Annotated in this window: 17 protein-coding genes and 1 pseudogene; 8 read left to right on the top strand and 10 right to left on the bottom strand. The window is 72.9% G+C overall.

Annotated features, from left to right (window positions below; translation table 11 throughout):
- Positions 1-213 precede the first annotated feature (213 nt).
- Positions 214-537, bottom strand: a pseudogene (locus OOJ91_RS04460) (STAS domain-containing protein); the annotation flags it as partial.
- Between the two features lie 201 nt (positions 538-738).
- Here OOJ91_RS04460 and OOJ91_RS04465 point away from each other — a divergent pair.
- Entirely contained in the window at positions 739-1,755 is a 1,017-nt protein-coding gene (locus OOJ91_RS04465) for an SMP-30/gluconolactonase/LRE family protein (protein WP_266242775.1), read from the top strand.
- A gap of 174 nt (positions 1,756-1,929) precedes the next feature.
- Here the strand turns inward: OOJ91_RS04465 and OOJ91_RS04470 are convergent, their stop codons facing one another.
- Positions 1,930-3,198, bottom strand: coding sequence for a L,D-transpeptidase (locus tag OOJ91_RS04470; RefSeq protein WP_266242778.1), 1,269 nt, complete (start codon positions 3,196-3,198; stop codon positions 1,930-1,932).
- A 1,226-nt stretch (positions 3,199-4,424) separates the two neighbouring features.
- Between OOJ91_RS04470 and OOJ91_RS04475 the strand changes: the two genes are divergently transcribed.
- Positions 4,425-5,399 (top strand): sugar phosphate isomerase/epimerase family protein, encoded by a 975-nt coding sequence (locus OOJ91_RS04475; protein WP_266242779.1) that lies wholly within the window; start codon positions 4,425-4,427, stop codon positions 5,397-5,399.
- A 20-nt stretch (positions 5,400-5,419) separates the two neighbouring features.
- A complete protein-coding gene (locus OOJ91_RS04480; protein ID WP_266242782.1) occupies positions 5,420-7,525 on the top strand; it encodes a PQQ-dependent sugar dehydrogenase in 2,106 nt (701 codons plus the stop codon).
- 153 nt (positions 7,526-7,678) lie between these two features.
- Here OOJ91_RS04480 and OOJ91_RS04485 read toward each other — a convergent pair whose 3' ends face one another.
- The 4 genes from OOJ91_RS04485 to pdhA all read right to left on the bottom strand — a co-directional run bounded on the left by OOJ91_RS04485 (position 7,679) and on the right by pdhA (position 13,135).
- Complete coding sequence (locus tag OOJ91_RS04485) at positions 7,679-9,364, bottom strand: right-handed parallel beta-helix repeat-containing protein (RefSeq protein ID WP_439117019.1); 1,686 nt, start codon at positions 9,362-9,364, stop codon at positions 7,679-7,681.
- Between the two features lie 128 nt (positions 9,365-9,492).
- Positions 9,493-10,983: a dihydrolipoamide acetyltransferase family protein gene (locus OOJ91_RS04490; protein ID WP_439117046.1), complete on the bottom strand. Its 1,491-nt coding sequence runs from the start codon at positions 10,981-10,983 to the stop codon at positions 9,493-9,495.
- Complete coding sequence (locus OOJ91_RS04495) at positions 10,968-11,972, bottom strand: alpha-ketoacid dehydrogenase subunit beta (protein WP_266245258.1); 1,005 nt, start codon at positions 11,970-11,972, stop codon at positions 10,968-10,970. The genes OOJ91_RS04490 and OOJ91_RS04495 overlap by 16 nt, the downstream gene beginning before the upstream one ends.
- Positions 11,969-13,135 (bottom strand): pyruvate dehydrogenase (acetyl-transferring) E1 component subunit alpha, encoded by a 1,167-nt coding sequence (pdhA, locus tag OOJ91_RS04500; protein ID WP_439117020.1) that lies wholly within the window; start codon positions 13,133-13,135, stop codon positions 11,969-11,971. Before pdhA ends, OOJ91_RS04495 begins: the two co-directional genes overlap by 4 nt.
- A gap of 169 nt (positions 13,136-13,304) precedes the next feature.
- On the opposite strand from pdhA, the gene OOJ91_RS04505 reads away from it, so the two are divergent.
- Positions 13,305-13,748 (top strand): Lrp/AsnC family transcriptional regulator, encoded by a 444-nt coding sequence (locus OOJ91_RS04505; RefSeq protein WP_266242788.1) that lies wholly within the window; start codon positions 13,305-13,307, stop codon positions 13,746-13,748.
- A 74-nt stretch (positions 13,749-13,822) separates the two neighbouring features.
- Positions 13,823-15,982 (top strand): acyltransferase family protein, encoded by a 2,160-nt coding sequence (locus OOJ91_RS04510; protein WP_266242791.1) that lies wholly within the window; start codon positions 13,823-13,825, stop codon positions 15,980-15,982.
- Between the two features lie 21 nt (positions 15,983-16,003).
- Here the strand turns inward: OOJ91_RS04510 and OOJ91_RS04515 are convergent, their stop codons facing one another.
- Genes OOJ91_RS04515 through OOJ91_RS04530 form a run of 4 tightly spaced genes read right to left on the bottom strand, consistent with a single transcriptional unit; the run spans position 16,004 to position 20,234 of the window.
- Entirely contained in the window at positions 16,004-16,975 is a 972-nt protein-coding gene (locus OOJ91_RS04515) for a DNA polymerase domain-containing protein (RefSeq protein ID WP_266242794.1), read from the bottom strand.
- A gap of 37 nt (positions 16,976-17,012) precedes the next feature.
- Positions 17,013-18,317, bottom strand: coding sequence for an acyltransferase family protein (locus OOJ91_RS04520; RefSeq protein ID WP_266242797.1), 1,305 nt, complete (start codon positions 18,315-18,317; stop codon positions 17,013-17,015).
- 22 nt (positions 18,318-18,339) lie between these two features.
- Positions 18,340-19,314 carry an NAD-dependent epimerase/dehydratase family protein gene (locus OOJ91_RS04525; RefSeq protein ID WP_266242799.1) on the bottom strand — a complete coding sequence of 325 codons (975 nt, stop codon included), beginning with the start codon at positions 19,312-19,314 and terminating at the stop codon, positions 18,340-18,342.
- A 29-nt stretch (positions 19,315-19,343) separates the two neighbouring features.
- Positions 19,344-20,234, bottom strand: a complete 891-nt coding sequence (locus OOJ91_RS04530; RefSeq protein WP_266242801.1) for a glycosyltransferase family 2 protein — start codon at positions 20,232-20,234, stop codon at positions 19,344-19,346.
- Positions 20,235-20,441: 207 nt separating this feature from the next.
- Here OOJ91_RS04530 and OOJ91_RS04535 point away from each other — a divergent pair, with 207 nt between their 5' ends.
- The 3 genes from OOJ91_RS04535 (at position 20,442) to OOJ91_RS04545 (ending at position 23,657) form a co-directional block, all read left to right on the top strand.
- Positions 20,442-22,001, top strand: a complete 1,560-nt coding sequence (locus tag OOJ91_RS04535; protein WP_266242803.1) for a glycosyltransferase family 39 protein — start codon at positions 20,442-20,444, stop codon at positions 21,999-22,001.
- Positions 22,002-22,072: 71 nt separating this feature from the next.
- Positions 22,073-22,804, top strand: a complete 732-nt coding sequence (locus tag OOJ91_RS04540; RefSeq protein ID WP_266242805.1) for a histidine phosphatase family protein — start codon at positions 22,073-22,075, stop codon at positions 22,802-22,804.
- Positions 22,788-23,657, top strand: a complete 870-nt coding sequence (locus tag OOJ91_RS04545) for an NAD(P)H-hydrate dehydratase (protein ID WP_266242807.1) — start codon at positions 22,788-22,790, stop codon at positions 23,655-23,657. Before OOJ91_RS04540 ends, OOJ91_RS04545 begins: the two co-directional genes overlap by 17 nt.
- The last annotated feature ends 14 nt before the right edge of the window (positions 23,658-23,671 follow it).

The following is a 23,671-nucleotide window of genomic DNA, read 5'->3' on the forward strand; positions in this document are numbered from 1 at the left end:
GATGCCGGCGTCGGGTCGGCCCCTGCTGACGCGCGGTCAGCCTCAGGCGGCCAGCACCAGGCCGCCGGGCGCGGCCGGCGGCCGACGAGCGGCCTCGACCAGGTCGGCTGGCGCGGGGCGTCGAGCGGCCTCGACCAGGTCGGCTGGCGCGGGGCGTCGAGCGGCCTCGACCAGGTCGGCTGGCGCCGGCCGACGAGCGGCCTCGACGACCCGGGCGGGCTCGATGATCGGCATCACCCGGTGCAGGCCGGTGGCGCGCAGCACCCGGGCCACCACCGGGGTGGGATCGACAAGGACCAGCTCGCCGCCCCGGGCCCGGACGCGCAGATGCGCGGCGAGCAGCGCGCGCACGCCTGCCGCGGAGAGCAGGCGCAGCCCGGACAGCTCCAACTGCACGACCGGCCGCGCCGGCGCGGACCACAGAGCGGACCGGAACGCGGCGACAGTGGCGATGTCGACCTCGCCGGCCACCCGCACCTGGACCACCTTGTCCCCCACGCTGACCTGCACGTCGATCCGGTCGCTGCGCTCTACCATGAGGTGAAATCTAGCCCCCACCACCGACAGTTTCGCCCCTCGGCGGAGTGATTCCGGGTACGCCCAGGGTCATCCCCCGAGATGCCGCTCATCCCCCTAAGGGACCAGGCCAGGGGCCTCGCGGTCGCCCGAACGGCCAGGTGGCACGCCGCGTACACGACGCTTCGGGCGCGCCAGGCATCGGCGGTGGAGAATGACCCGATGGTGATCCCCCGGCCCCGGCCGCCCCGGCTGATCCGGCCCGTCCGCGAAACGGCCACCGTTCCGCCTCCGCTCACCGGCGTGTGGGCGGCTACCGACCGCCGGCTCGACCGGGTCGACCTCCTGCCCCTCCCCGAGGGGGCCGTCGGGCCGGAGGACGTACTTGTCGACCCCAGCGGCCGCGTCGTCAGCGGCGACGAGGACGGCAACCTCTGGTGGTGGCCTGTCGACGCGCCGGCCGGCACCCGACCCCGGCTGCTGGCCGAGACCGGCGGCCGGCCGCTCGGCATCGAGGCGGACCCGTCCGCGGAGGCGCTCATCGTCTGCGACGCGTACCGCGGGTTGCTGCGGGTCACGCCGGACGGGACGGTCCGCCAGCTGACCGGGACGGCACCGCCGGTGCACCTTGCCAACAACGCGACGGTGGCCCGCGACGGCACCGTCTACTTCACCGACTCGTCGGACCGGTTCCCGGTCTCGCACTGGAAGCGGGACCTGCTGGAACACCGCCCCAACGGCCGGGTGCTCGCCCACCACCCGGGCAGCGGACGCACCGAGGTGGTGGCCGACGGGCTCTACTTCCCCAACGGGATCGCGCTGACCCCCGACGAGTCGGCGCTGATGCTCGTCGAGACCACCACCCACCGGCTGCTCCGCGTGGAGTTGCGCGGCGGGGTGCGGGTGCTCGCCGACCTGCCCGCATACCCGGACAATCTCTCCGCGGTGGGCGACGGGACGTACTGGATCGCCCTGCCCAGCCCTCGGGTGCCCATCGCCGAACGGCTGCTGCCGCATCCGCGGCTGCGCCAGCTCGCCGCGCTGCTGCCCGACGCGATGCAGCCGCAGCCGCGCCGCTACGGGTTGGTCGCGCTCGTCGACGGCGAGGGCACGGTCCGTCGTACGCTGCACGGCCCGGCCGGCAACTACTGGATGATCACCGGGGTACGACAGCACGGCGACCAACTCTGGCTGGGCAGCCTCATCGGGCCCGGCGTGGCCCGCGTACCCCTGGCGTGAACGCCTGACGCCCACCCGGCGCGTGTCGGGCGGTGGCCGACCCCGACGCGGCCCGGGTGCTTCCACCAACGGGCCGACCCACCGCGATGGTGGGTCGGCCGTCGTCTCCTGCGCCCGTCGAGTCGTGCGCCCGGTGCGCTTGTGTACCGGTGGCCCAGCGCCTTACGCCTGACGTCAGCGGCCGCTGACCGAGGGCGCCGGAGCGGGTGACCCGCCGGCCACCGCTCCCGGGTGCGCCGGGGCGACCGGCGCGGGCTTCAGCCCGGACGGCACCGGCAGGGCGCTGCCCTTGACGAACTCGTCCCAACTCACGTTCCACGCCGTCCAGCCGTTGCCGGGTTGCAGGTCGACCTCGGTGCCCTTGACGGTGACCAGATCGCCGACCTGGGTCACCCCCATCAGCCAGTCCGCGGCGGTGGCGGAGACGTTCGCGCAGCCGTGCGAGGTGTTGGTGTAGCCCTGCTCGCCCTCCGACCAGGGGGCCGAGTGGATGAACTCACCACCCCACGTGAGCCGCTGGGCGTCGTCGACGTCGACCACGTAGCCGCCGTTCGGCTCACCCCGGGTGTCGAAGGTGGTCCGCTCGTGCTTCTCCATGATCACCATCTTGCCGCTGGAACTGGGCGTGCTCGGCTTGCCCAGGCTCACCGGGATGCGGCGGACCTGCTTGCCGTCGCGCAGCACGGTCATCTGCTTCGTGGCGTTGTCGATCTCCAGCGAGACCTGTTTCCCGATCTTCGAGGTCGCGGTCCGCTCGGCGTCACCGACCAGGTTCTTGCCGATCGGCAGGCCCTCCAGCCCCGCGCGGACGCTGATCGACGTCCCCGGCCGCCAGAAATCGGGCGCCCGGTAATAGACCTGACTTCCGTCGTCCAGCCACGACCAGGCGCCCGGCTGCGGCGGATTCGTCTTCACGAACAACCGGCGCTGCACATCCGCCCTGGCCTCTTTCGGAATTGCCGGGTCGAACGCCACGGTTACCGGCATCGCCGTGCCGTACGTCCGGTTGCCGACGAAATAGAGGGTGCTGGTGATCTGCGGCTTCGTGGACTTGGCCATCGTGGTGAACGTGGTGGTCCGCGTCGTGGTCGCACCCGAGTCGCCGGTCGCGGTCACCTCCGCCGTGTACGTACGCCGAGGTTGCAGCGGCGCGCTGGGCACCCAACCCGAGCCGTCCTCACGCGGTTCCGCCTTGACCTGCGCGCCCTTGTCGTCGGTGAGCCGGACGGCGGTGACCCGTCCGCCCTTGACCACCGCGCCGACCTCGGCGCTGACCGGAATGTCCCGGGCCTTGTCCCCCGGCGTCACGGTCAGCTCCGGCGCCGCCACGTGTCCCTTGCCGGGCCCGGCCGCCGAGTCCCGGTCGGCGGTGCACCCGGCCAGCACGAGCGGTGCGGCTGCGATAGTTACCGCCAACAGCGTCAATCGCCGCCTAGACGTCATGTTCAGTCCCCCCGTTTTCGGCTTCCCTCTGCCACATTCTGTCGGCCCCGACTGGAGTATCCAGGGCATTCGGAAATAATCGGCGGCGCATTTATCGGCGCATTTTCCGACCCTGCGTCACATGACGAGAAAAGCGCACAACTGCCGTCTCTCGGCACGGTCCGCACTCCGGCACGTCACCCGAGCCGCAACGTCCGGTCCCACCCCGACGCCGCCACGTCCGCACCTATCGCCGCCGTTGCACGACTCGCGCGCCCCGCAGCCCACGCGCCCGCGTCCCCCACCCGCGCGGCCCCCGCGCCCGCGCGGCCCCCGCGCCCCGCGCCCCGCGCCCCGCGCCCCGCGCCCCGCGCCCCGCGCCCCGCGCCCCGCGCCCAAGATCTACGCAACATCGGGGATGTTGCTGCCTCCGGCGTGCGCGAGGCAGCAACATCCCCGATGTTGTGGGGATCTCCGCGAGGACCCCGTCCTCGGCCCACCGGCGGGTAGGGCGTCAACGCCTGCGACCCCTCAAGGTCACGCTCGATCCGAGATGTAGGGGCCTCGCCGACGCGCCAATACCACTACATCCTGGATCGAGCGCGATCACGGGCCCGCAGGGCGGGCGGGCACGGGGCGGACGGACGCGTGGGCGCGGGGCGCGGGCGCGGACGCGCGGGCGCGGGGCGCGGGCGCGCGGGCGCGGGGCGCGGGCGCGCGGGCGCGGGGCGCGGGCGCGGGCGCGGGGCGCGGGCGCGGCGGACGCGCGGGCGCGGGGCGCGGGCGCGGCGGACGCGCGGGCGCGGGGCGCGGGCGCGGCGGACGCGCGGGCGCGGGGCGGGCGCGGGGGCGCGCGGCGGACGCGCGGGCGCGGGGCGCGCGGGCGCGGGGCGCGGGGCGGACGCGTGGGCGTGGGCGCGGGGCGGGGGTGTGGGCGGCTGCCGCACCTGCTGGGAGGACTTTTGTCATTTGGAGCGAAACTTCTGCTCATCGAGACGGAGCTTTGCCTTTGTCCGGAGGCAAGGGTAGGGTCGGGTTTCAGATAGAAGGTTGCCCATTCGTCGATCAGCCTGCCCGCCTCCCTTGCCGGGTCGGCCGCGGTCCCCCTCAGGGGCGTCGACCGCGCCCACGCGTCGTCCTCACCGTCCAGCCGGAGCGTTGCCTTCGGCCGGTTCGGCGCGCCCCGGCGAAGGCAGCCGGTCGACAGTTGCCGACGGCACACCAGCCGTCAGGAAGGGACCACCACCATGGATCACCAGACCAACCCCTCGGAGCCGACAGCGACCTCCGAGCCGGTCAGCCGACGCGGGCTGCTCCGCGCCGCGACCGTCTCCGCCGCCGCCGTCGGCGCCGCCGGGCTCCTCACCGGCCCGGCCAACGCCGCGCCCGCCGGTGACACCGCCGCCCGGGGTCAGTCCCACGGCCGACGTCGGGTGCCTGTGGACCGCATCAGCATCCAGCTCTACACGCTGCGCGACCAGCTCGCCGCTGACCTGCCGGGCACCCTGACCGCCCTGCGGCGCATCGGCTACCGGCGGGTGGAGCACGCCGGCTTCGTGGGGCGTACGGCCGCGGAGTTCCGGGCCGCGCTTGACGCGGCCGGGCTGCGCGCCACGTCCGGGCACACAGGCATCCCGCAGCCGTTCGACGCCGCCACCTGGGAACGTGCCCTCGCGGACGCCAACACGGTGGGCTCCAAGAAGATCGTCCACCCGTACTTCGGTCGGGATGCCGAGGGGCGTCCGTACCGGGACCCTGCCGTCTACCGTGCCCTGGCCCGGGACCTCAACCAGGCGGGCCGGCTGGCCGAGCGCGCCGGGCTCGATTTCGGCTACCACAACCACCAGTTGGAGTTCGTGCCGCTGACCGACGGCTCGACAGGCTTCGAGATCCTCACCGGGCAGACCGACCCCCGGCTGGTCCACTTCGAACTCGACCTCTACTGGACCTGGCGGGGGGCACACGACCCGGTCGACGTGATCCAGGCCAACCGTGGCCGGATCCGCCAGGTGCACGTCAAGGACCTGGACGTCGAGGGTGGCTTCGCGGATCTCGGCGACGGCGTCATCGACTTCGGCCGGATCTTCGCCCACGAGCGCGAGGCGGACATCGAGGAGTACATCGTGGAGCGCGACGACGCGGGCACCTCGCCGCGCGTCCCCGCCGACGCCCTGGACACCGCCCGGGTCGGCTTCGACTACCTCGCCGCCCTGCGGTACTGACCACCTCGGGGGACTACCTGATGACGAACAGGACCGCTTTCGTGTCCGCCCTGCTCCTGGTGTCGGCCGGCCTGGTCGCGCCGACGACGGCAGCGGCCGCCGCACCGGCGGCCGCGCCGCCGGACAGCAGCTTCCAGAAGGTGACGCTCAACGACTTCCCCGGCGAGCCGATGAGCCTCGCCGTCCTGCCCGACCTGCGGGTGCTGCACACCTCACGTACCGGCGAGGTCCGCATCCACGACCCGCGCACCGGGCTGAACACCCTCGCCGCCGACATCGACGTGTACGAGCACGACGAGGAGGGGTTGCAGGGGGTCGCCATCGACCCGAACTTCGCCCAGAACAAGTGGGTGTACCTGTACTACTCGCCACCGCTGGACACGCCAGTGGACGACCCGGCGACCCCCGACGTCAACGAGGGGGACGCGCCGGCGGTCGGCACCGAAGCCGACTGGCAGCGGTTCAAGGGCGCGCTACGGCTGTCCCGGTTCAAGCTGGACGGGATGAAGCTCAACCTCGCCAGCGAGCAGCAGATCATCGACGTGCCGACCGACCGGGGCATCTGCTGCCACGTCGGCGGCCAGATCGACTTCGACAGTAAGGGCAACCTGTACCTGTCGACGGGCGACGACACCAATCCGTTCGCCTCCGACGGCTACGTGCCGATCGACGAGCGGGCCGACCGCAACCCGGCGTACGACGCCCAGCGCACCGCGGCCAACACCAACGACCTGCGCGGCAAGCTGCTGCGCATCAAGGTGAAGGCCGGTGGTGGCTACACGGTGCCGGCCGGCAACCTGTTCAAGCCGGGCACGGCGCAGACCCGTCCGGAGATCTACGCTATGGGGCTGCGCAACGCGTTCCGGTTCGCCGTCGACAGGCGTACCGACAACGTGTACCTGGGCGACTACTCCCCGGACGCCTCCACGGCGAACCCGGAACGCGGGCCGGCCGGCCACGGCCGGTGGATGGTCGTCGACAAGCCGGCGAACTACGGCTGGCCGTACTGCGTGACGCCGACGATCGCCTACCGCGACTACGACTTCGCCACCGGCGAGTCCGGTCCGAAGTTCAACTGCAAGCGCCCGGTCAACGACTCACCGCACAACACCGGCAAGCGGGTGCTGCCGCCGGTCGAGGCACCGCAGGTCTGGTATTCGGCCGCCGCATCGGCCGAGTTCCCGCAGTTGGGCACGGGCGGCATCGCCCCGATGGGCGGCCCGGCGTACGACTACGACGGCACCAGCACGTCGCGTACCCGGTGGCCTGCCTACTACGACGGCGTGCCGCTGTTCTACGAGTGGACCCGGGACTACATCAAGGAGTTCCGCCTCGACTCCGACGGGGACGTGCAGGACATCCGGCCGGTGGCGCCGTCGCTTGTGGTGGACAACCCGATGGACATGGAGTTCGGTCCGGACGGCGCGCTCTACGTGCTGGAGTACGGGGACGGCTACTTCGCCGAGAACCCGGACGCCCAGCTGTCCCGGATCGACTTCGTCCGAGGCAACCGGACGCCGATCCCGAAGATCAGCGGTACGCCGACGGTCGGGCAGGCCCCGCTGACCGTCGCGTTCTCCAGCGCCGGCACAACCGACCCGGACGGTGACAAGCTGAGCTACGCGTGGGACTTCGACGCGGACGGCTCGGTGGACAGCACCGACCCGAACCCGACGTGGACGTTCGAGGAGAACGGCTCGTACACGCCGACGCTGAAGGTGACCGACCGCACCGGGCGGTCCGCCTCGGCGACCCTGCCGCTGCTGGTCGGGCCGACCGCGCCGGTCATCGAGTTCGTCGCACCGGTGGCCGGGCAGCCGTTCCAGTTCGGCCAGACGGTCGCGTACGAGGTGAAGGTCACCGACGACCTGCCGGTGGACTGCTCCCGGGTGACTGTCACCTACGTGCTCGGGCACGACGAGCACGGGCACCCGCTCTCCACGGCGACCGGGTGCTCCGGGACGATCCCCACCTTCGTGGACGGCGGGCACAGCGGCGCGGACAACCTGACAGCGGTGTTCGTCGCCGAGTACACCGACGCGCCGACGGAGCCTGGTGTGCCGCCGCAGTCCGCCTCGGCGACTGTCGTGCTGGATCCCACCCCGGTGGCCGGCCTGGCCGGCTGACCCACGCACGACGAGCGGCGGCGACCGGGGAGCACCCCGGCCGCCGCCGCTTCGCCGTCCGCCCCGGCCGGTCAGGCCCGAGCCGTCGCCGTCGACCGCCGACTCTCGCCGGTCAGGCCCGAGCCGCCGCCGCCGACCGCCGGCCTCGGCGGGTCAGCTCCAGTCGCTGTCGACGTGGTTGTCGCGCCAGCGTCCGCCCACCGGCGGAGTGTCCAGGCGCATCCCGTCGTCGGCGTTGCCGGCGAGGTCGTTGTCCTCGACCCGGCAGTCCACGCAGCTACCCCGCTCGGTGATCCACAGCCCGTGGGTCTGGGTGCTGTTCTCGTGGTTGTCCCAGACCCGGTTGCCGCGGATGGTGGCCGAGTCGAACGCGGCGTCGATGGTGATGCCGGCCCGCCGCTCGGGTGCCGCGGACAACTCGTACCCGCAGCCCGGGGGTGGCACGTCCCCGCTCCACGCGCTGATGCCGTCGGGCCGGACCGGCGCCAGGACGAGTTCGTCGCCTGTGTTCGCGGCGACCATGGCCACGGCCCGTCCCACCCGCAGGACCTTGCCCCGGTGCCCGTCGTGCGGCCAGTTCGCGGAACGGTCCACCATGGACCGCTCGGCGTAGCGGACGGTCTCGCCGCCACCGCTTGCGGCCTGCGCGTACTGTCGCCCGTTGTTGCGGATCCGGTTGTTCAGCAGCACCGCGTCGGTCATCTGGTGGTCCATCCGGACGGCGTCCAGCCCGTTGCCCCAGAACTCGTTGCTCTCCACCACCACGTCCCGTACCGGGCCCTGGTAGCCCCGTCCGAGGTCGTGCCCGTGGTAGCCGTGCTGGCCGTTCCCGCTGATCCGGTTGCCCCGGATGGTGTACGGGCCCGGGCTGTTGCCGACGCTGACCCCGTCGCGGATGTTGCCGTCGATCACGCAGTCGGTGAGCAACCCACCCCGTCCGGCGACCGCCGCGGTCCCCTGCGCGGAGATGTCGAAGCCTGCCTCCAGGTTGCCGGTCATCGTGCAGGCGGAGACGATGAGACCGTCGGCGCCCCAGTCGGAGATGCCGAACCGGTTGCCCTGGCTGTGACAACCGATGATGCGGTAGCCGCGCGGCGGGATCCAGTAGTCCTTCTGCAGCTCCAGGAAGATGCCGTTGGTGCCGTTGGCGAGCGTGGTGCAGTTGGCGATTGTCAACCGCTCCACCGCGCCCCAGCCGCCGATGCCCACGCCGATGCCGGCGCCGCCGATCTGCTCGCCGTTGTCGAGGCGGCCACAGCCGACCACCACCACGCCGTCGATGAGCGAGTCCTGGAGGAAGTCGCAGCCCAGCCCGGTGGCCGCGGTGTGGTGGATGTAGAGGTTGCGAAACACCCCGCGCACGACGTACTGCAGGCCCAGGCCCTTGGCGAGGTAGTTGTACTCGGCCATCGCCACGCCGGAGCCGTCGATCTGGAAGTCGGCGAAGGTGCAGTCGGCGATGTGCCGGTCCCGGTCGGCGCCGTGCTGCACGGTGGTCCAGAAGGCAAGCGGGGTCGGGTCGGCGCGGTTGCCCTCGTTGCTGAGCATGAACCGGGTCGCCGCCGGGCCGGCGCCGACAAGCGAGACGCCGCTGCGCCACACCGTGCCGGCGTCACGGATCGAGTAGATGCCCGGCGGGCAGTAGATGACGCGGGCCCGGCCGTCCGAGGCGTACCCGGCGCCGAGGCGGTCCACGAGGGCGGCCAGCGCCGGCTGGTCGTTCGTCGCGCCGTCACCGGTCAGCCCGTACTCCAGCGCGTCGCAGTAGAGGGGGGCACCGGCAGCGGCGGGCCGCCGTACCCGTACCGAGTTCAACAGCAGCTCGTTCGCCACGGCCACGGGCGGGCTCCCTTCGACGCGTCCGGTGCGCTCCGGCGGGGCCGACTTCCCGATGACGCGACGGGGAAACCCCGGGACGCATGCCGGCCCCGGCGCCGCGTGGGCGGTGCCGGGGCCGGGGGTACGCGTCAGACGGCGGCGATCAGCAGCGCCGGGCGCTCCACGCAGTCGGCGACGTGGCGCAGGAAGCCACCTGCCACCCCACCGTCGCACACCCGGTGGTCGAACGTGAGGCTCAACTGGGTCACCTTGCGCACGGCCAACTGCCCGTCGACGACCCACGGCTTGTCCACGATCCGCCCCACCCCGAGCAGGGCCGCCTCCGGGTGGTTGATGATCGGGGTGGAGCCGTCCACGCCGAACACCCCGTAGTTGTTGAGGGTGAAGGTGCCGCCGGTGAGCCGGGCCGGCGCGAGCGTCCCGGCACGTGCGGCGGCGGTTGTCGCCGTCAGCTCGGCGGCCAGCTCGGCAGTGGTGAGCCGCTGGGCGTCGCGCAGCACCGGCACCAGCAGGCCCCGGTCGGTCTGCGCGGCGATGCCCAGGTGCACCCCGGCGGACTGGACGATCCGCTGACCCTCGGTGTCGACGCGGGAGTTGAGCTGCGGGAAGCGGCGCAGGCCGCTGAGGCAGATCCGGGCCAGCAGGGCCAGGATGCTCACGGGGGCGTCGGGCGTCGCCGCGTTGATCGCCGCGCGGGTCTCCAGCAGGCCGGTGGCGTCGACGTCGACCCAGATGGTCACCTCGGGGATCTCCCGCCGGCTGCGGGAGAGCTTGTCGGCGATCACCTTCCGCACGCCTGTGAGCGGGACGATCACGTCGCCGTCGACCTCCGGGGTCGGCGCGACCTGCGGGTCCGGCACGGCGGCGAGCCGGGCGACGGGGACGACCAGCGCCGCCTCGACGTCGGCGCGGCGGATCACCCCGCCGGGCCCGCTGCCCCGGACCGTGCCCAGGTCGACGCCGCGCTCGCGGGCGAGCCGGCGCACGATCGGCGAGATGACCAGGGCCGCCGGCCGAGCGGCTGCCGCACTCCCGGCCAGGCCGCCGCCCGCAACCGGGCCACCGGCCGTGGTCGGGCCACCGGCCGCACGCGGGCCGGGGCCCGGAGTCGGACCAGCCGCAGTCGGGGCATCGGCCGCACGCGGGCCGGGGGCAGCGATGGGACCGGCGCCGCCGGTGTCGCCGCCGTCGGCCGGACCGGCGTCGGCCGGTTCCGGGGCCACCGCGAGGCGCGGTCGACGCCGGCGGCGGGTCGCGCCGCCGTGCCCGGTGCCGTACCCGATCAGCACATTGCCGGAGCCGGCCCGCTCCTCCTCGCGGTAGGTGGCGTGCCCGGCGGGCTCGTCGCCGCCGTCCAGGGGCGCGATGGTGATCAACGGCTGGCCGACCGGGCGGACCTCACCCGCCGCGCCGTGCAGGGTCACGACCCGGCCGGCGTACGGGCAGGGCACGTCGACGACGGCCTTGGCGGTCTCCACCTCGACCACGCTCTGGTCGACGGTGACGATGTCACCCACGGCGACCCGCCACTGGACGATCTCGGCCTCGCTCAGCCCCTCGCCCAGGTCGGGCAGGAGGAAGACCTGTGTCCGCTCGACTGTGGTCATGCCGCCGCCCAACGCGCGTCCGGCTGGTCGTCCCACTGCAACCGGGCCACCGCGTCGAGCACCCGGTCCACACCGGGCAGGTGGGTGTGCTCAAGCATCGGCGCCGGGTAGGGGATGTCCAGCCCGGCGACCCGCAGCACCGGGGCGTGCAGCGCGTGGAAGCAGCGCTCCTGCACCCGGGCGGCGATCTCCGCGCCGACGCCCGCGAAGCCGGGCGCCTCCTGGATCACCACGCACCGGCCGGTGCGCCGGACCGACGCGGTGATGGTGGCGTCGTCGAACGGCACGATGGTCCGCACGTCGACGACCTCCAGATCCCAGCCCTCCTCACGGGCGGCCTCGGCGGCCTCCAGCGCGACAGGCACCGCCGGCCCGTACGCCACAAGGGTGGCGTCGCGGCCGGGACGACGCACGACGGCCCGCCCGAACGGCTCGGTACGCGCCGGCAGCTCCGCGTCGGCGCTGCCGAAGTAGAGCTTCTTGGGCTCCATGAAGACCACCGGGTCGGGGTCGTCGATCGCCTCACGCAGCAGCGAGTACGCGTCCTCGACCGTCGCCGGGGTGACGACCTTCAGGCCGGGGGTGTGCGCGTAGTACGCCTCGGACGAGTCGCAGTGGTGCTCCACCCCGCCGATGCCGCCGGCGTACGGCACCCGGATGACGATGGGCACGCTGAGCTTGCCCCGGGTGCGGTTGCGCAGCTTCGCCACGTGCGAGGCGATCTGCTCGAACGCCGGGTACGCGAACGCGTCGAACTGCATCTCGACCACCGGCCGCAGCCCGGACATGGCCAGACCGACGGCGAAGCCGACGATGCCGGCCTCCGCGAGCGGGGTGTCGAAGCAGCGCTTCTCGCCGAAGCGGGCCTGCAAGCCGTCGGTGATCCGGAAGACGCCGCCGAGCGCGCCGACGTCCTCGCCGAAGACGACCACCCGGTCGTCGGCCGCGAGGGCGTCGGCGAGCGCGGAGTTGAGCGCCTTCGCCATGGTGGTGGCCATCAGGCGTCACCCTCCTCGTCCTGCGCGGCGGCCAGCTCGGCGCGGACCTGCTCACGCTGCTCGACGAGCTGCGGTGTGGGCTCGGCGTAGACGTGGTCGAAGAGGCTCAGCGGGTCGACGCTCGGCTGCTCGTTCATCCGGGCGCGCAGGTCCGCCGCGTACGCCTCGGCCTGCTCGGCGACCTCGGCGACCGCCGCGTCGTCGAGCACGCCACGAGCGCGCAGGTACGTCTCCAGGCGGGCCAGCGGGTCGCGGTCGCGCCAGGCGTCGACCTCGGCGCCGTCGCGGTAGCGGCTGGCGTCGTCGGCGTTCGTGTGCGGTTCCATCCGGTAGGTGTGCGCCTCCACCAGGAAGGGTCCCTTGCCGGCGCGGGCGTGCGCGACCGCGCGGGTCAGCACGGCGAGCACCGCGACCGGGTCGTTGCCGTCGACCTGCTCGCTGGGCACCCCGTAGCCGACGCCCTTGTACGCAAGCGACGGCGCGGCGGTCTGCCGGGACAGCGGGACGCTGATGGCGTACCTGTTGTTCTGCACGAAGTAGACGACAGGCGCTTTGAACACGGCGGCGAAGTTGATGCCCTCGTGGAAGTCGCCCTCGCTTGTCGCCCCGTCGCCGATGAACGCCAGCGCCACCGTGTCGCGTCCCTGGTACGCCTCACCGTGCGCGAGACCGGCCGCGTGCACGCACTGCGTGGCGAGCGGGGTGCACTGCGGGGCGGTGTGCACGGCGGTGGGGTCGTATCCGCAGTGCCAGTCGCCGCGCAGCAGGGTGAGCACCTCGACCGGGTCGATGCCTCGGGCAACCAGCGCCATCGATTCGCGGTAGGTGGGGAACACCCAGTCGGTGTCGCGGACGGCGAGCACGGCGGCCACCTGGCACGCCTCCTGGCCCCGCGACGACGGGTAGACGGCCAACCGACCCTGCTTGGTCAGCGCGGTCGCCTGGGTGTCGAACCGGCGGCCGAGCACCATCCGGCGGTACAGCTCACGCAGCGCCTCGACGGGCGGCTCCGGGTAGTCGGTGCGGGCCGGCAGCGGCGTACCTGTCGGATCGAGCAGGCGGACCGGTTCGGCGTCCGGCAGCAGCGGGCGTGCCGGGTCGGGCGGGGTGACCGTCCGACGGGCGCGCGGGGATGCCCTGCGGACCGCCTGGGGTGTGGTCGTCACGGCGGGACCTCCTGGGACGTGTGGTGAGCCTATGCTTCCGCCTGACGGATGATTGACTCAAGATCCACGCAGAAGGCGGGACGTCTGGCATGTGGGAGGCACGTCGGTGAGCCAGGAGACCCGGGACGGAGCGAGCCGGGCAACCGGATCGGGACGATCGGCCCGAGCCATGGACGAGGTCGATCGGCGGATCGTCGACGAGCTGGTCCGCGACGGACGCACGTCGGTGCGCACCCTCGCCGAACGGATCCACATCTCGCGCACCAACGCGTACGCCCGGGTGGAGCGGCTGGTGCGCGACGGTGTGATCACGGGCTTCCGGGCGCAGGTGTCGCCCGAGGCCGCCGGGTTGGGCACGTCGGCGTACATGGCGTTGACGATCGAGCAGAACACCTGGCGGGAGGTGTCGGCCGAGCTGGCCCAGGTGCGCTACGTCGAGCACGTCGCGCTCCTCAGCGGCGAGCACGACGTGCTGGCCCTGGTCCGCGCTCCGGACAACGCCGCCCTACGCGACGTGGTGCTCGACCGGGTGCAGCGCATCGCCGGGGTGCTGTCGACGCGGTCGTGGCTGGTCTTCGAGGAGTTCGACGGGACGCAGAGCCCGTGGCAGTAGCGCCATAACACGAACCAGATGACAAATAGCGCGATTGGCCGGTTTAGGGAATAAATCCCCGTACGCTCCGCGGCGTGGCTATCGCAAACGAGTTGTGGACACAGGCGAGGGTCGTCGCCACCCCGCCGCCACCGCAGGCGCCGGCGTCGAGGCCGGCCGGCCCGCGCTCCTTCCGCGGGGACATCGAAGGCATGCGAGCCGTGGCCGTGCTGCTTGTGCTTCTCGGCCACGCCGGAGTCCCGCACCTGCCCGCCGGCTTCGTCGGCGTGGACGTGTTCTTCGTGATCTCCGGCTTCCTCATCACCGGTCTGCTGCTCGAAGAGCTCGACCAGCGGGGACGGCTCTCGCTCGCCACCTTCTACGCGCGACGGGCGAAACGCCTCCTCCCGGCCGCCGCGACGGTGCTCGTCGCCACCCTGGTGCTCACCTACTTCTTCCTGCCTCGCGGCCGCTGGTCCACGACTGCCTGGGACGTCGTCGCCAGCGCCTGCTACGCCATGAACTGGCGCATGGCCGGGCAGTCCGTCGACTACGTCGCCGCCAACAGCGCCCCGAGCATCGCCCAGCACTTCTGGTCCCTCGCCGTCGAGGAGCAGTTCTACCTCGTCTGGCCACTGCTGCTGCTCGCCCTCGGCTGGTTCGCCCGCCGTCGGGGACGCGGCCACCGTGGCCTCTACCTGCTCGGGCTCGCCCTGATCGCGGTCCCGTCGTTCGCCTGGGCGCTGTACGTCTCTCCTACCGACCCGTCGGCGTACTACGTCACCACCACGCGGATGTGGGAGTTGGCCCTCGGCGGCGCCATCGCCGTCACGGCAGCCCGGTCGAGCCGGTCACCACGCCTGGTGGCCGTACCCCTGGCCTGGGCCGGACTGCTCGCCGTCGGCGCGTCGGCCGTGCTGATCGGGTCGACGGCGGGCTTCCCCGGGTACGCCGCGCTCGGCCCCACCCTCGGCACCGCCGCCGTCATCGCGTTCGGACCGGCGGCCGGCCGCGCCGGGCCCGCCCTCCTGCTGGGCAGACAACCACTGCGCTACGTCGGCGGGATCTCCTACTCGCTCTACCTGTGGCACTGGCCGGTGCTGATCGCCGCGCAGGCGCAGTTCGGCGACCTCGGCGTCGGCGCCGCGCTCGCTGTCGTCGCCGTCTCGGCGATCCCCGCCGCGTTGACGTACCACCTCGTCGAGAATCCAGTACGCCGCTCGCCGACCCTCACCGACCAGCCGGCCGTCGCCCTGCGCGTCGGCGCGGTGTGCACCGGCGCCGCCGCGCTGGCCGGCCTGGCGTTCCAGCTGGCCATCCCCTCGGCGGACAGCCCGACGCCCGCCTCGTCGGTCATCATGGGTCAGGTGCCCGGCGCCAGCACGCAGGCGTCGCCACCGGCGGCGCCCGGCGCCGCGGCTCTCGGCGCCTCGCCGCGCACCAGCCGGGCCGGAGTGCCGGTCGACCGGGCCGACTCGATCACCCCCAACCCCGCGACGGCGGCTCGGGACGCGCCGCTGTTCCAGACGACGAAGAGTTGCCACGTGTCGCTGGAATCCGCGACCCCGCAGGTGTGCGTCTACGGCAAGGAGAACTCGAAGACCAGGATCGCGCTCGTCGGCGACTCGCACGCCGACCACTGGGTCCCCGCCATGCTGCGCGCCGCGGACACGAACGGCTGGCGCCTCGCCACCTACACCAAGTCCGGCTGCCCGTTCCTGACGGCCGAGATCCTTGAGAACGACAGGCCCTACACGACCTGCACCGAGTGGAACCGGAAGGTGCGGGAGGGACTGCTCGGCGGGAACCGCCCCGATCTCCTGATCGTCACCAACGCCGAGTACCCGGTCCGCGGCGAGCCGGGCCGGGCCGCGATGGCCCGCGAGATGCGCAGGACGTGGAGCGGCATGGTCGCGGAGAAGATTCCGGTGGTGGTGCTGCGGGACACGCCGCTGCACCTCACCGACATCGCCGAGTGCGTGTCCAAGAACCCGAAACGCCTGACGAAGTGCGCCAGTCCCCGGGAGGAGGTCCTCGGCCGCGGGGGCGGCCCCGCCCAGGAGGAGGCGGCCGACGGCCTTGCCGGCGTCCGCCTGATCGACCTGAACGACTGGATCTGCCCCGCGGACCGCTGCGCCCCCGTCATCGGAGGCGTCCTCGTCTGGCGCGACGCGCACCACCTGACCGCCACCTACTCGGCGACCCTCGCACCTCGGGTGGGCGCCGCGCTCAAGCCGATAATCGCCGGGCTGTGACAGCTACGACCGGCGGGAGGCTCACCGCTCCGGCGGGGCGTCCAGGCCCTCTCGGTCGGCCAGCTCCAGCAGCGGCTCCAGCGAGTGCCGATCACCGTCGAGGCCGGCGTGCGGGTCGCCGCGCTCGGCGAACCGCGCCGGCACGGTGAGCACGTCGAAGTCCTCCGGACGGGCGTCCTCCAACTCCGCCCAGTCCAGCGGCGCCGACACCAGCGCCCGGGGCGTCGGCCGGATCGAGTACGCCGAGGCCATGGTGTGGTCGCGCGACATCTGGTTGTAGTCGACGAAGACCGGCCGGTCCCGCTGCTCCCGCCACCAGGTGGTGGTGACCAGCTCCGGCAGCCGGCGCTGCATCTCCCGGCCCAGCGCGAGCACCGCCCGACGACAGTCGCCGAAACTCCACCTCGGTTCGATCGACAGGTAGACGTGCAGGCCCCGCCCGCCGGTGGTCTTCGGATAGCCGGTCATGCCCAGCTCGGCGAGGAACGCCCGCACCTCACGGGCCACCGGCACCACCTGCTCGAAGCCGACGCCTGGCATCGGGTCGAGGTCGATGCGCAGCTGGTCGGGCCGCTCCACGTCGGCGGCGGACACCGGCCACGGGTGGAAGCGCAGGGTGCCCAGGTTGGCCGCCCAGATCACCACGGCCAGCTCGCTCGGCGCGACCTCGTCGGCGGTACGGCCGCTGGGGAACGTGATGTGCGCGGTCCGCACCCACTCGGGCGCGCCCGCCGGCAGCCGCTTCTGGTAGAACGCGTCACCGCGGTTGGTCTGCCTGGTGGCGATAGTCGCGCCCTCGAAGACGCCGCGCGGCCAGCGTTCCAGCATGGTCGGCCTGTCGCGCAGCGCCCGCAGGATGCCGTCGCCGACCGCCAGGAAGTAGCGGACCACGTCCAGCTTGGTCAGCCCGCGCTCCGGGAAGTACGGCTTGTCGGGGCTGGAGACGCGGACCAGCCGCTCCCCCACCCGGATCTCCTCCGCCGCCGCCGCCACGCCCCCGAGGGTACGACGTGGAGGCGGGCCCGGTGGGCTACCGCCCGTGGACCAGCGTGGCGGGCTGCTGCGGCAACTCCTCCGTCGGGCCGCCGACCACGACCGGCTGCGTCCCGGTCGGCTCCTCGGCCACCGCGGTCTGCTGCTCGACAGGGACCGTCTGCGCCGTCCGGCGGGCCACGAAGCCAGGCGTCCAGTCCTTCAACCGCAGCGCCGGCCGCTCGACAAGCTTCCACGACACGAACGCGGCGGCGAAGGCGACAGCTACCGACATCGCCGCGAACGGCACGTACCCCCAGCGGCTCCAGCCCAGGCTCGCCATCACCTGCTGGAAGACGAACCCGTAGATGTAGATGCCGTACGAGTAGTCGTTCTTGCGCCCCACCCAGTGCAGCTGGCGCGGCATCCGCACCGACAGCCACACCAGCAGGTACGCGAACGCCGGCAGCCCGATGACGAAGAAGCCGCCGAACAGCAGCGACAGCCCCAGCGCCACGGCCGAGCCGATGCCGAGCGCGTCGTTGATCGGCACCCGCTCCCGGTAGAGATCAAGGGTCGCGCCGAACGCGAACAGGAAGCCCAGGTAGACGATGTAGTGGAAGCTCATCACGCCCACCAGGGGCGAGTCGAAGGACCAGCTCGCCGTGGACGCGGGCCCGCTGAACTGCCCGGAGCTGACCCAGTCCTGCAGGATGCTCAGGTAGAGCGCGACGGTCAGGAACAGCACGAACCGGCGGGCGTTGCGCAGCACCGCCGTCACCGCCAGCACACCCACCACGACGTAGCAGAACATCTCGTACTTGAGCGACCACAGGGCGCCGTTGAAGACGCTGGAGCCGCTCTTCGCACCCCACGGGGTGGTCGGCTTGAGCAGGTCGTGAATGCCGTACTGACGGACACCCGTCCACCAGTTGGCCTGCAGGTAGGCCAGGGGGCCGCCCCGGTCCCAGGCGTTGTCGAAGAACCCGGCGGTGGTGCCGTGCTCGCGCAACGTCACAAGCGGGGCCACCACAAGCGCGGTGATCAGCAGGCAGACCCAGAGCCCGGGGAAGATGCGCAGGGCCCGGTGCCAGGCGTAGCGGATGATGCCGGTACGCCTGGCGCTGCGGGTGATGAGCAGGCCGGAGAGCACGAAGAAGCCGTACACGGCCATCGTGCCGACGTTTGTCTGCCGACCGGTGAGGTGGTAGCCGAGGTCGTTGGCCCCGAAGCCAAGCGGCTTGGAGTGCGACAGGACGACGCCCACCGCGAGGCAGAGCCGGATCAGCCCGATGCCGTTGCTGCGGCCGGAGAGCAGATCGGCAAGCGTGCCACGGGAGCGGACGAGGGCGGGGGTAGTCATGCGGTCAGGAACCTCTCGACCATCAGGCGGGCACCTCGGCGCCGGCGTGCTCCCACAACTGCTTCATCTCGGTGTGCAGATCCTCGCTCGGCGACCAGCCGAGCACCTCGGCGGCCAGCCCGACGTCCAGGCGCTGCCAGCGCGTCTCGGCCGGGCCGGTGGGGTCGGCCTCGACCAGGTCGGTCGGCACCTCACTCACGTCGATGAGGAGGTGGACCATATCACGCGCGCTGGCGGCCACCCCCCGCCCGATGTTGATCACGTGGCCGGCCGCTGCGGGGCGCGTCGCGGCCAGCAGCACGGCGGCGACGACGTCGCTGAGGCCGACGAAGTCACGCCGCGAGCCCAGCGGCGCCAGCTCCAGCCGGGCCCGCTCACCGGCGCGCTGGGCGGCGTGCAGCCGACCCGCGACCACGCCGAGCAGGCTGTGCCCGGGCTGGCCGGCGCCGATGACGTTGCCTACCCGCAGCGTGACGCCCTCGATCAGGCCCTGCCGGTCGGCCTCGGCGACCGCCGTGGTGCAGCGCAGCTTGAACTCGCCGTACGGCATCACCGGGGCGGGCGGCAGTGCCTCGGGCATCGAGGTGTCGACCGGAACCAGCCCGTACTCGTGCACGCTGCCCAACTGGATCACCCGGACCCGCCCGGGCAACCGGCCGGCGGCCTCGATCAGCCGCTCGACGAGGGTGACGTTGACCGCGAGCATCTGCGCGTCGGTGAGCCCCCACATGCCGCCCGCGGCGTTGATCACCACGTCCGGGTCGAGGTCGCGCAGCACGGCGGTGATCTCGTCGACGTCGGCGGCGGCCAGGTCCAGCGCGCGGACGTCGACGCCCGGCCCGACGTCGCGGGCGGTGCGGGCCACGGCGATGACCGTGTGCCCCTGGTCGGCAAGCGCCCGGCAGATGGGGCGGCCGAGGAAACCGGTGCCACCGAGCACGGCCACCCTCCGCCGCTGTCCGGCGTCCTCCGCCGGGTGCCGTGGTTCGACGATCATGGCGTTGGCGTCTCCCTGGCTGCGGTCGGTCATCGGCCCGGCCCGAACGCGTGCCGCGACAGGCTCTTCACGCCTGTCATCCGGCCGGCGAGGACCGCCGTCGGCAGCAGCGTGATGGCGTGCAGCCGCGACGACAGGTAGCGGCGGGCGGCCCGTGCCGCCCGAGGCCAGCCCTGCTCGTCCATCCGGCGGGCGACCTCGACGAAGTACGCCCGCGCCTCGGTGAACCGAGAGCCGGTGATCGCGTCGGCGGCGGACTTGCTGACCGCGTGCCGCCGGTACTGGAAGCACAGGGTGCTGTCGACGGCCATCTGCTCGCCCCGCTGGATCAGGTCGATCACCAGGGCCAGGTCCTGGATGACCTGGAACTCGTCGCGGAAGTCGACGGCCTTGAGCGCGTCCGTGCGCCAGCAGATCGACGGGAAGTAGAACCAGCAGCCGCGCAGCAGGCTGGCCGCCAGGTCCTCCCCGCCCATCAGCTCCCGGGACTCGATCCGCGGGGCGTAGAGCCGCCGCTTGACCTCGTCGGCCAAGGTGTTGACCACCGTGCCGGTGGCGTCGATGATCTCGACCCCCGGCTGGACCATTCCGACGCCCGGGTACTGCTCGATCACCGACCGCACGGTGGCGACGTAGTTGGGGTGCATGATGTCGTCCGTGCCCATCATCACCAGGTACTCGTGCTCGGCCAGGCCGACGCACTTGCGGTAGTTGCCGGTGACCCCGAGGTTGCGCTCGTTGCGCTGGTAGCGGACCCGCTCGTCGGTGATCTGGGCGAACCATTCCGGCACGCCCGGCTCGGTGCCGTCGTCGACAACTGTCAGACGCCAACCCGGGTCACTCTGCGCCATCACGCTGCGTACTGCCGCCTGCATGAGGGGCACACTCCCGTAGTACGGCAGCATGATGTCGACAATCATGGGTTCCGCGGGCCTCACTGTGTGTGGTGATGGTGCTCGAAGGGCGCGGCCACATTATCAGGCATCACGTCCGTTTCCCGCATCGGCGAGCCGGCCCGACGGCCGTCGCGACGCCACCCCCGGTGACCGTTCGACGGGTCCGACGGCGAGGGCGGCGGGGGCTATCATCGTCGCGCCCGCACCGCACGCCCCCCCGATCGGACGCCGATGCCAGACCGCGCCGTCACCACGGACGCGCCCCCCGCGCCCACCGACGCGGGGCCGCCCCCGCCCGCCACCGAGCCGGCCCGACGGCGACTCCCCCTCGCCCGTCGACTCGTGCTCAGCGTCTGGTTCTGGCCCACGGCGTTCGCCGCGCTCGCGGTCGGCTGGCGCCTCGGCAGCCCGGAGATGTGGCACGACGAGCTGGTGACAGTCGACGTGGCGACCCGCTCCACAGGGCAGATCCTGGGCATGCTGGCGAACGTCGACGCCGTGCACGGGACGTACTACCTCTTCATGCACGGCTGGACGACCCTGTTCGGCACCGGCCCGGCCGTCGTACGGCTGCCGTCGGCGCTGGCCATGGTCCTGGCCACCGCGTGCGTGGCGCTGGTCGGGCGACGGGTCTTCGACCAGACGGCGGGGATCGCCGCCGGCTTCGTCTTCGCCCTCGTGCCCACCGTCACCCGTTTCGGGCAGGAGACCCGGTCGTACGCCTTCGTCGTCCTGGCGGCGGCGGCGGCCACCCTGTTCCTGCTGCGCGCGCTGCAGCGGCCGGGGTGGCTGCGCTGGGCGGCGTACGTGCTCGCCGTGGCCGGCATCGGCCTGGTGAACGTGGTGGCGCTCACGCTGCTGCTCGGGCACGGCGTGGCCGTGTTGATCCACTGCTGGCGGGAGCGCCGCTGGTGGTCGGTGGCGTGGTTCGCGCTCGCCGCCGCCGCCGGAGTGGGGATCGCCGCGCCGGTGATCCTGCGGGGCATGAAGCAGGCCGGACGGCAGATCAGCTGGATCCCGGACAGCGCGCCCTGGACGGTCTGGGAGCAGGTTTTCGGCTCGGTGCTGCTCGCCGCCGCGATCACCGCGCTGGCCGTGGTGGGTGTGCTGACCCACCTGCCCCGCGACGCGGTCGCGCGGACCGCCGCGGCGGCCGTGATCGCCGCCCTGCCGCTGCCGGTGATCCTGCTGGCCTCCACCGGCGACATCAACTACTTCTTCTCCAAGTACCTGCTGTTCCTCCTGCCGGCGTGGGCGGTGCTCGCCGGCGCGGGCGTCGCCGCGGCGCGCCGCGCCCCGCTGGTCGCGGTGGGGCTGGTGGCGCTCGCCGCCCTGAGCGTGCCCGGTCAGCTCGCGCTGCGCGGGGAGTACTCGCACGGCTGGTACACGTATCCGCAGGCGCGGGCGTTCAAGCCGCTGTCCTACTCCGAGGCGGCGCGGGTGATCGAGGCCGGCTACCAGCCCGGCGACGGCCTCGTCGCGGGCGGACCCTGGTGGTGGATGCACGAGCCCGGGGTGCGCTACTACCTTCCGGCGGACGTGTCGCCGCGCAACGTCTTCCAACAGCAATCGGCGGCCCAGCGCAACGAGCTGTTCGGCGCGGACTGCGCCAATCCGGCCCGCTGCCTGCGCGACGAACCCCGGCTGTGGGTGCTGCTGCCGACGGTCACCGACGCGCCGCTGACGGGCCTGCCGAAGAAGCAGTCCGCGGTGCTCGCCCAGCGCTACGACGTGGTACGCGTCACGCACGTGACCGGGCTGACCGTCGCCCTGCTGCAACGGCGCGGCTGAGTCGACGCGCCGGCCGCACGCCGTGGCGTCGGGCGCGGTTACCCGGCACGACGCCCGGGTAGGGGGTCGGCATGGCGGAACTGTCGACGCTCTGGATCATCCGGCACGGGGAGAGCACCGCGAACGTGGCGGCCACCCGGGCCGAGGCGACCGGCTCCGAGGTGATCGGGCTCAGCCACCGCGACGCCGACGTGCCGCTCTCCCCCACAGGTGAGGAGCAGGCGCGGGCGACCGGCCGCTGGCTCGCCGGGCTGCCCGAGGACCGACGCCCGGACGTGGCTGTCGTCTCGCCGTACCTGCGGGCGGTGTCCACGGCCGAGCTGGCGCTGCACGGCACCGGGGTGCCGGTGAGCCGGGACGAGCGGCTGCGCGACCGGGAGCTGGGCATCCTCGACGGCCTCACCGGCCACGGGGTGCGCAGCCGGTTTCCGGACGAGGCCGAGCGCCGCGACCGGCTGGGCAAGTTCTACTACCGGCCGCCCGGCGGTGAGGGCTGGACCGACGTGGCGCTGCGACTGCGGACGCTGCTCGGCGACCTGCGCCGCGACCACGAGGGCCAGCGGGTGCTGCTCTTCGGCCACGACGCGCTTGTCTTCCTGCTCCGCTACCTGGTGGAGGGGCTGACCGAGCCGGAGCTGATGGCGCTGACCCGCGAACACGTGATCGCCAACTGCTCCATCACCGACTGGTCCGCCGACGCGCAGGGCCGGCTGACGCTCGGTGGATTCAACGAGATCGGCCACCTGCACCGGCAGGGCGCCGAGTCGACCAGGGAGGACGAGATCCATGCCGAACCGGTCTGAGGTGAAGGTGATCACCCCGGGGCTGTTGCGGGACTGGGCGCTGCCGGTGCCTGTCGGCGGCAAGGAGAGCCGGGGCACCGTGCTCGTGATCGGCGGGTCCCGCTTCACCCCCGGGGCGGTCCTGCTCGCCGGGGTGGCCGCGCTGCGCGCCGGCGCCGGGGTGCTCCAGCTCGCCGCCGCCGAGTCCACCGCCGCCACGCTGAGCATCCAGGTGCCCGAGGCGCTTGTGGTCGGGCTCCCGGAGACCGCCGACGGCGCCGTCGCCGCCGACCAGGCAGGCCAACTCGGCGAGCTGGTGGGCGCCGCCGACGTGGTGGCCCTGGGCCCCGGCCTGAAGGGCATCGACGAGACCGGTCGGCTGCTGGAGCTCGTCCTGGAGGCGGCGGGCCCGCGCACCCCGCTGGTCCTCGACGCGTACGCCCTGGGCGCGCTCAGCCACGACCCGAAGCTGCTTGTCGGCTCGGGCCGCCCGGTGGTCCTCACCCCAAACGTCACCGAGGCCGGGCACCTGCTCGGGCGCGATCCGGGCGACGACCTGGGCGCCGAGGCCGCCGAGCTGGCCGAACGGTACGAGGCCGTGGTCTCCCTCTACGGGCATGTGGCCGCCCCGGACGGGCGTGGCTGGCGGGAGGAGAGCGGGGACGCGGGTCTCGGCACGTCCGGCAGCGGAGACGTGCTCGCCGGCCTGCTGGCCGGGCTGCTCTCCCGGGGCGCCGAGCCGGCGCAGGCCGCCTGCTGGGGGGCGTTCGCGCACGCCGTGAGCGGCCAGCGGCTGATCCCCCGCTACGGCCGGATCGGTTTCCTGGCCCGGGAACTGCTCGACGAGATCCCGCGCACCCTGGCGACCGTCTGATCGGGCGACTTCGG

The organism is Micromonospora lupini (genome assembly GCF_026342015.1).
Taxonomy (GTDB): domain Bacteria; phylum Actinomycetota; class Actinomycetes; order Mycobacteriales; family Micromonosporaceae; genus Micromonospora; species Micromonospora lupini_B.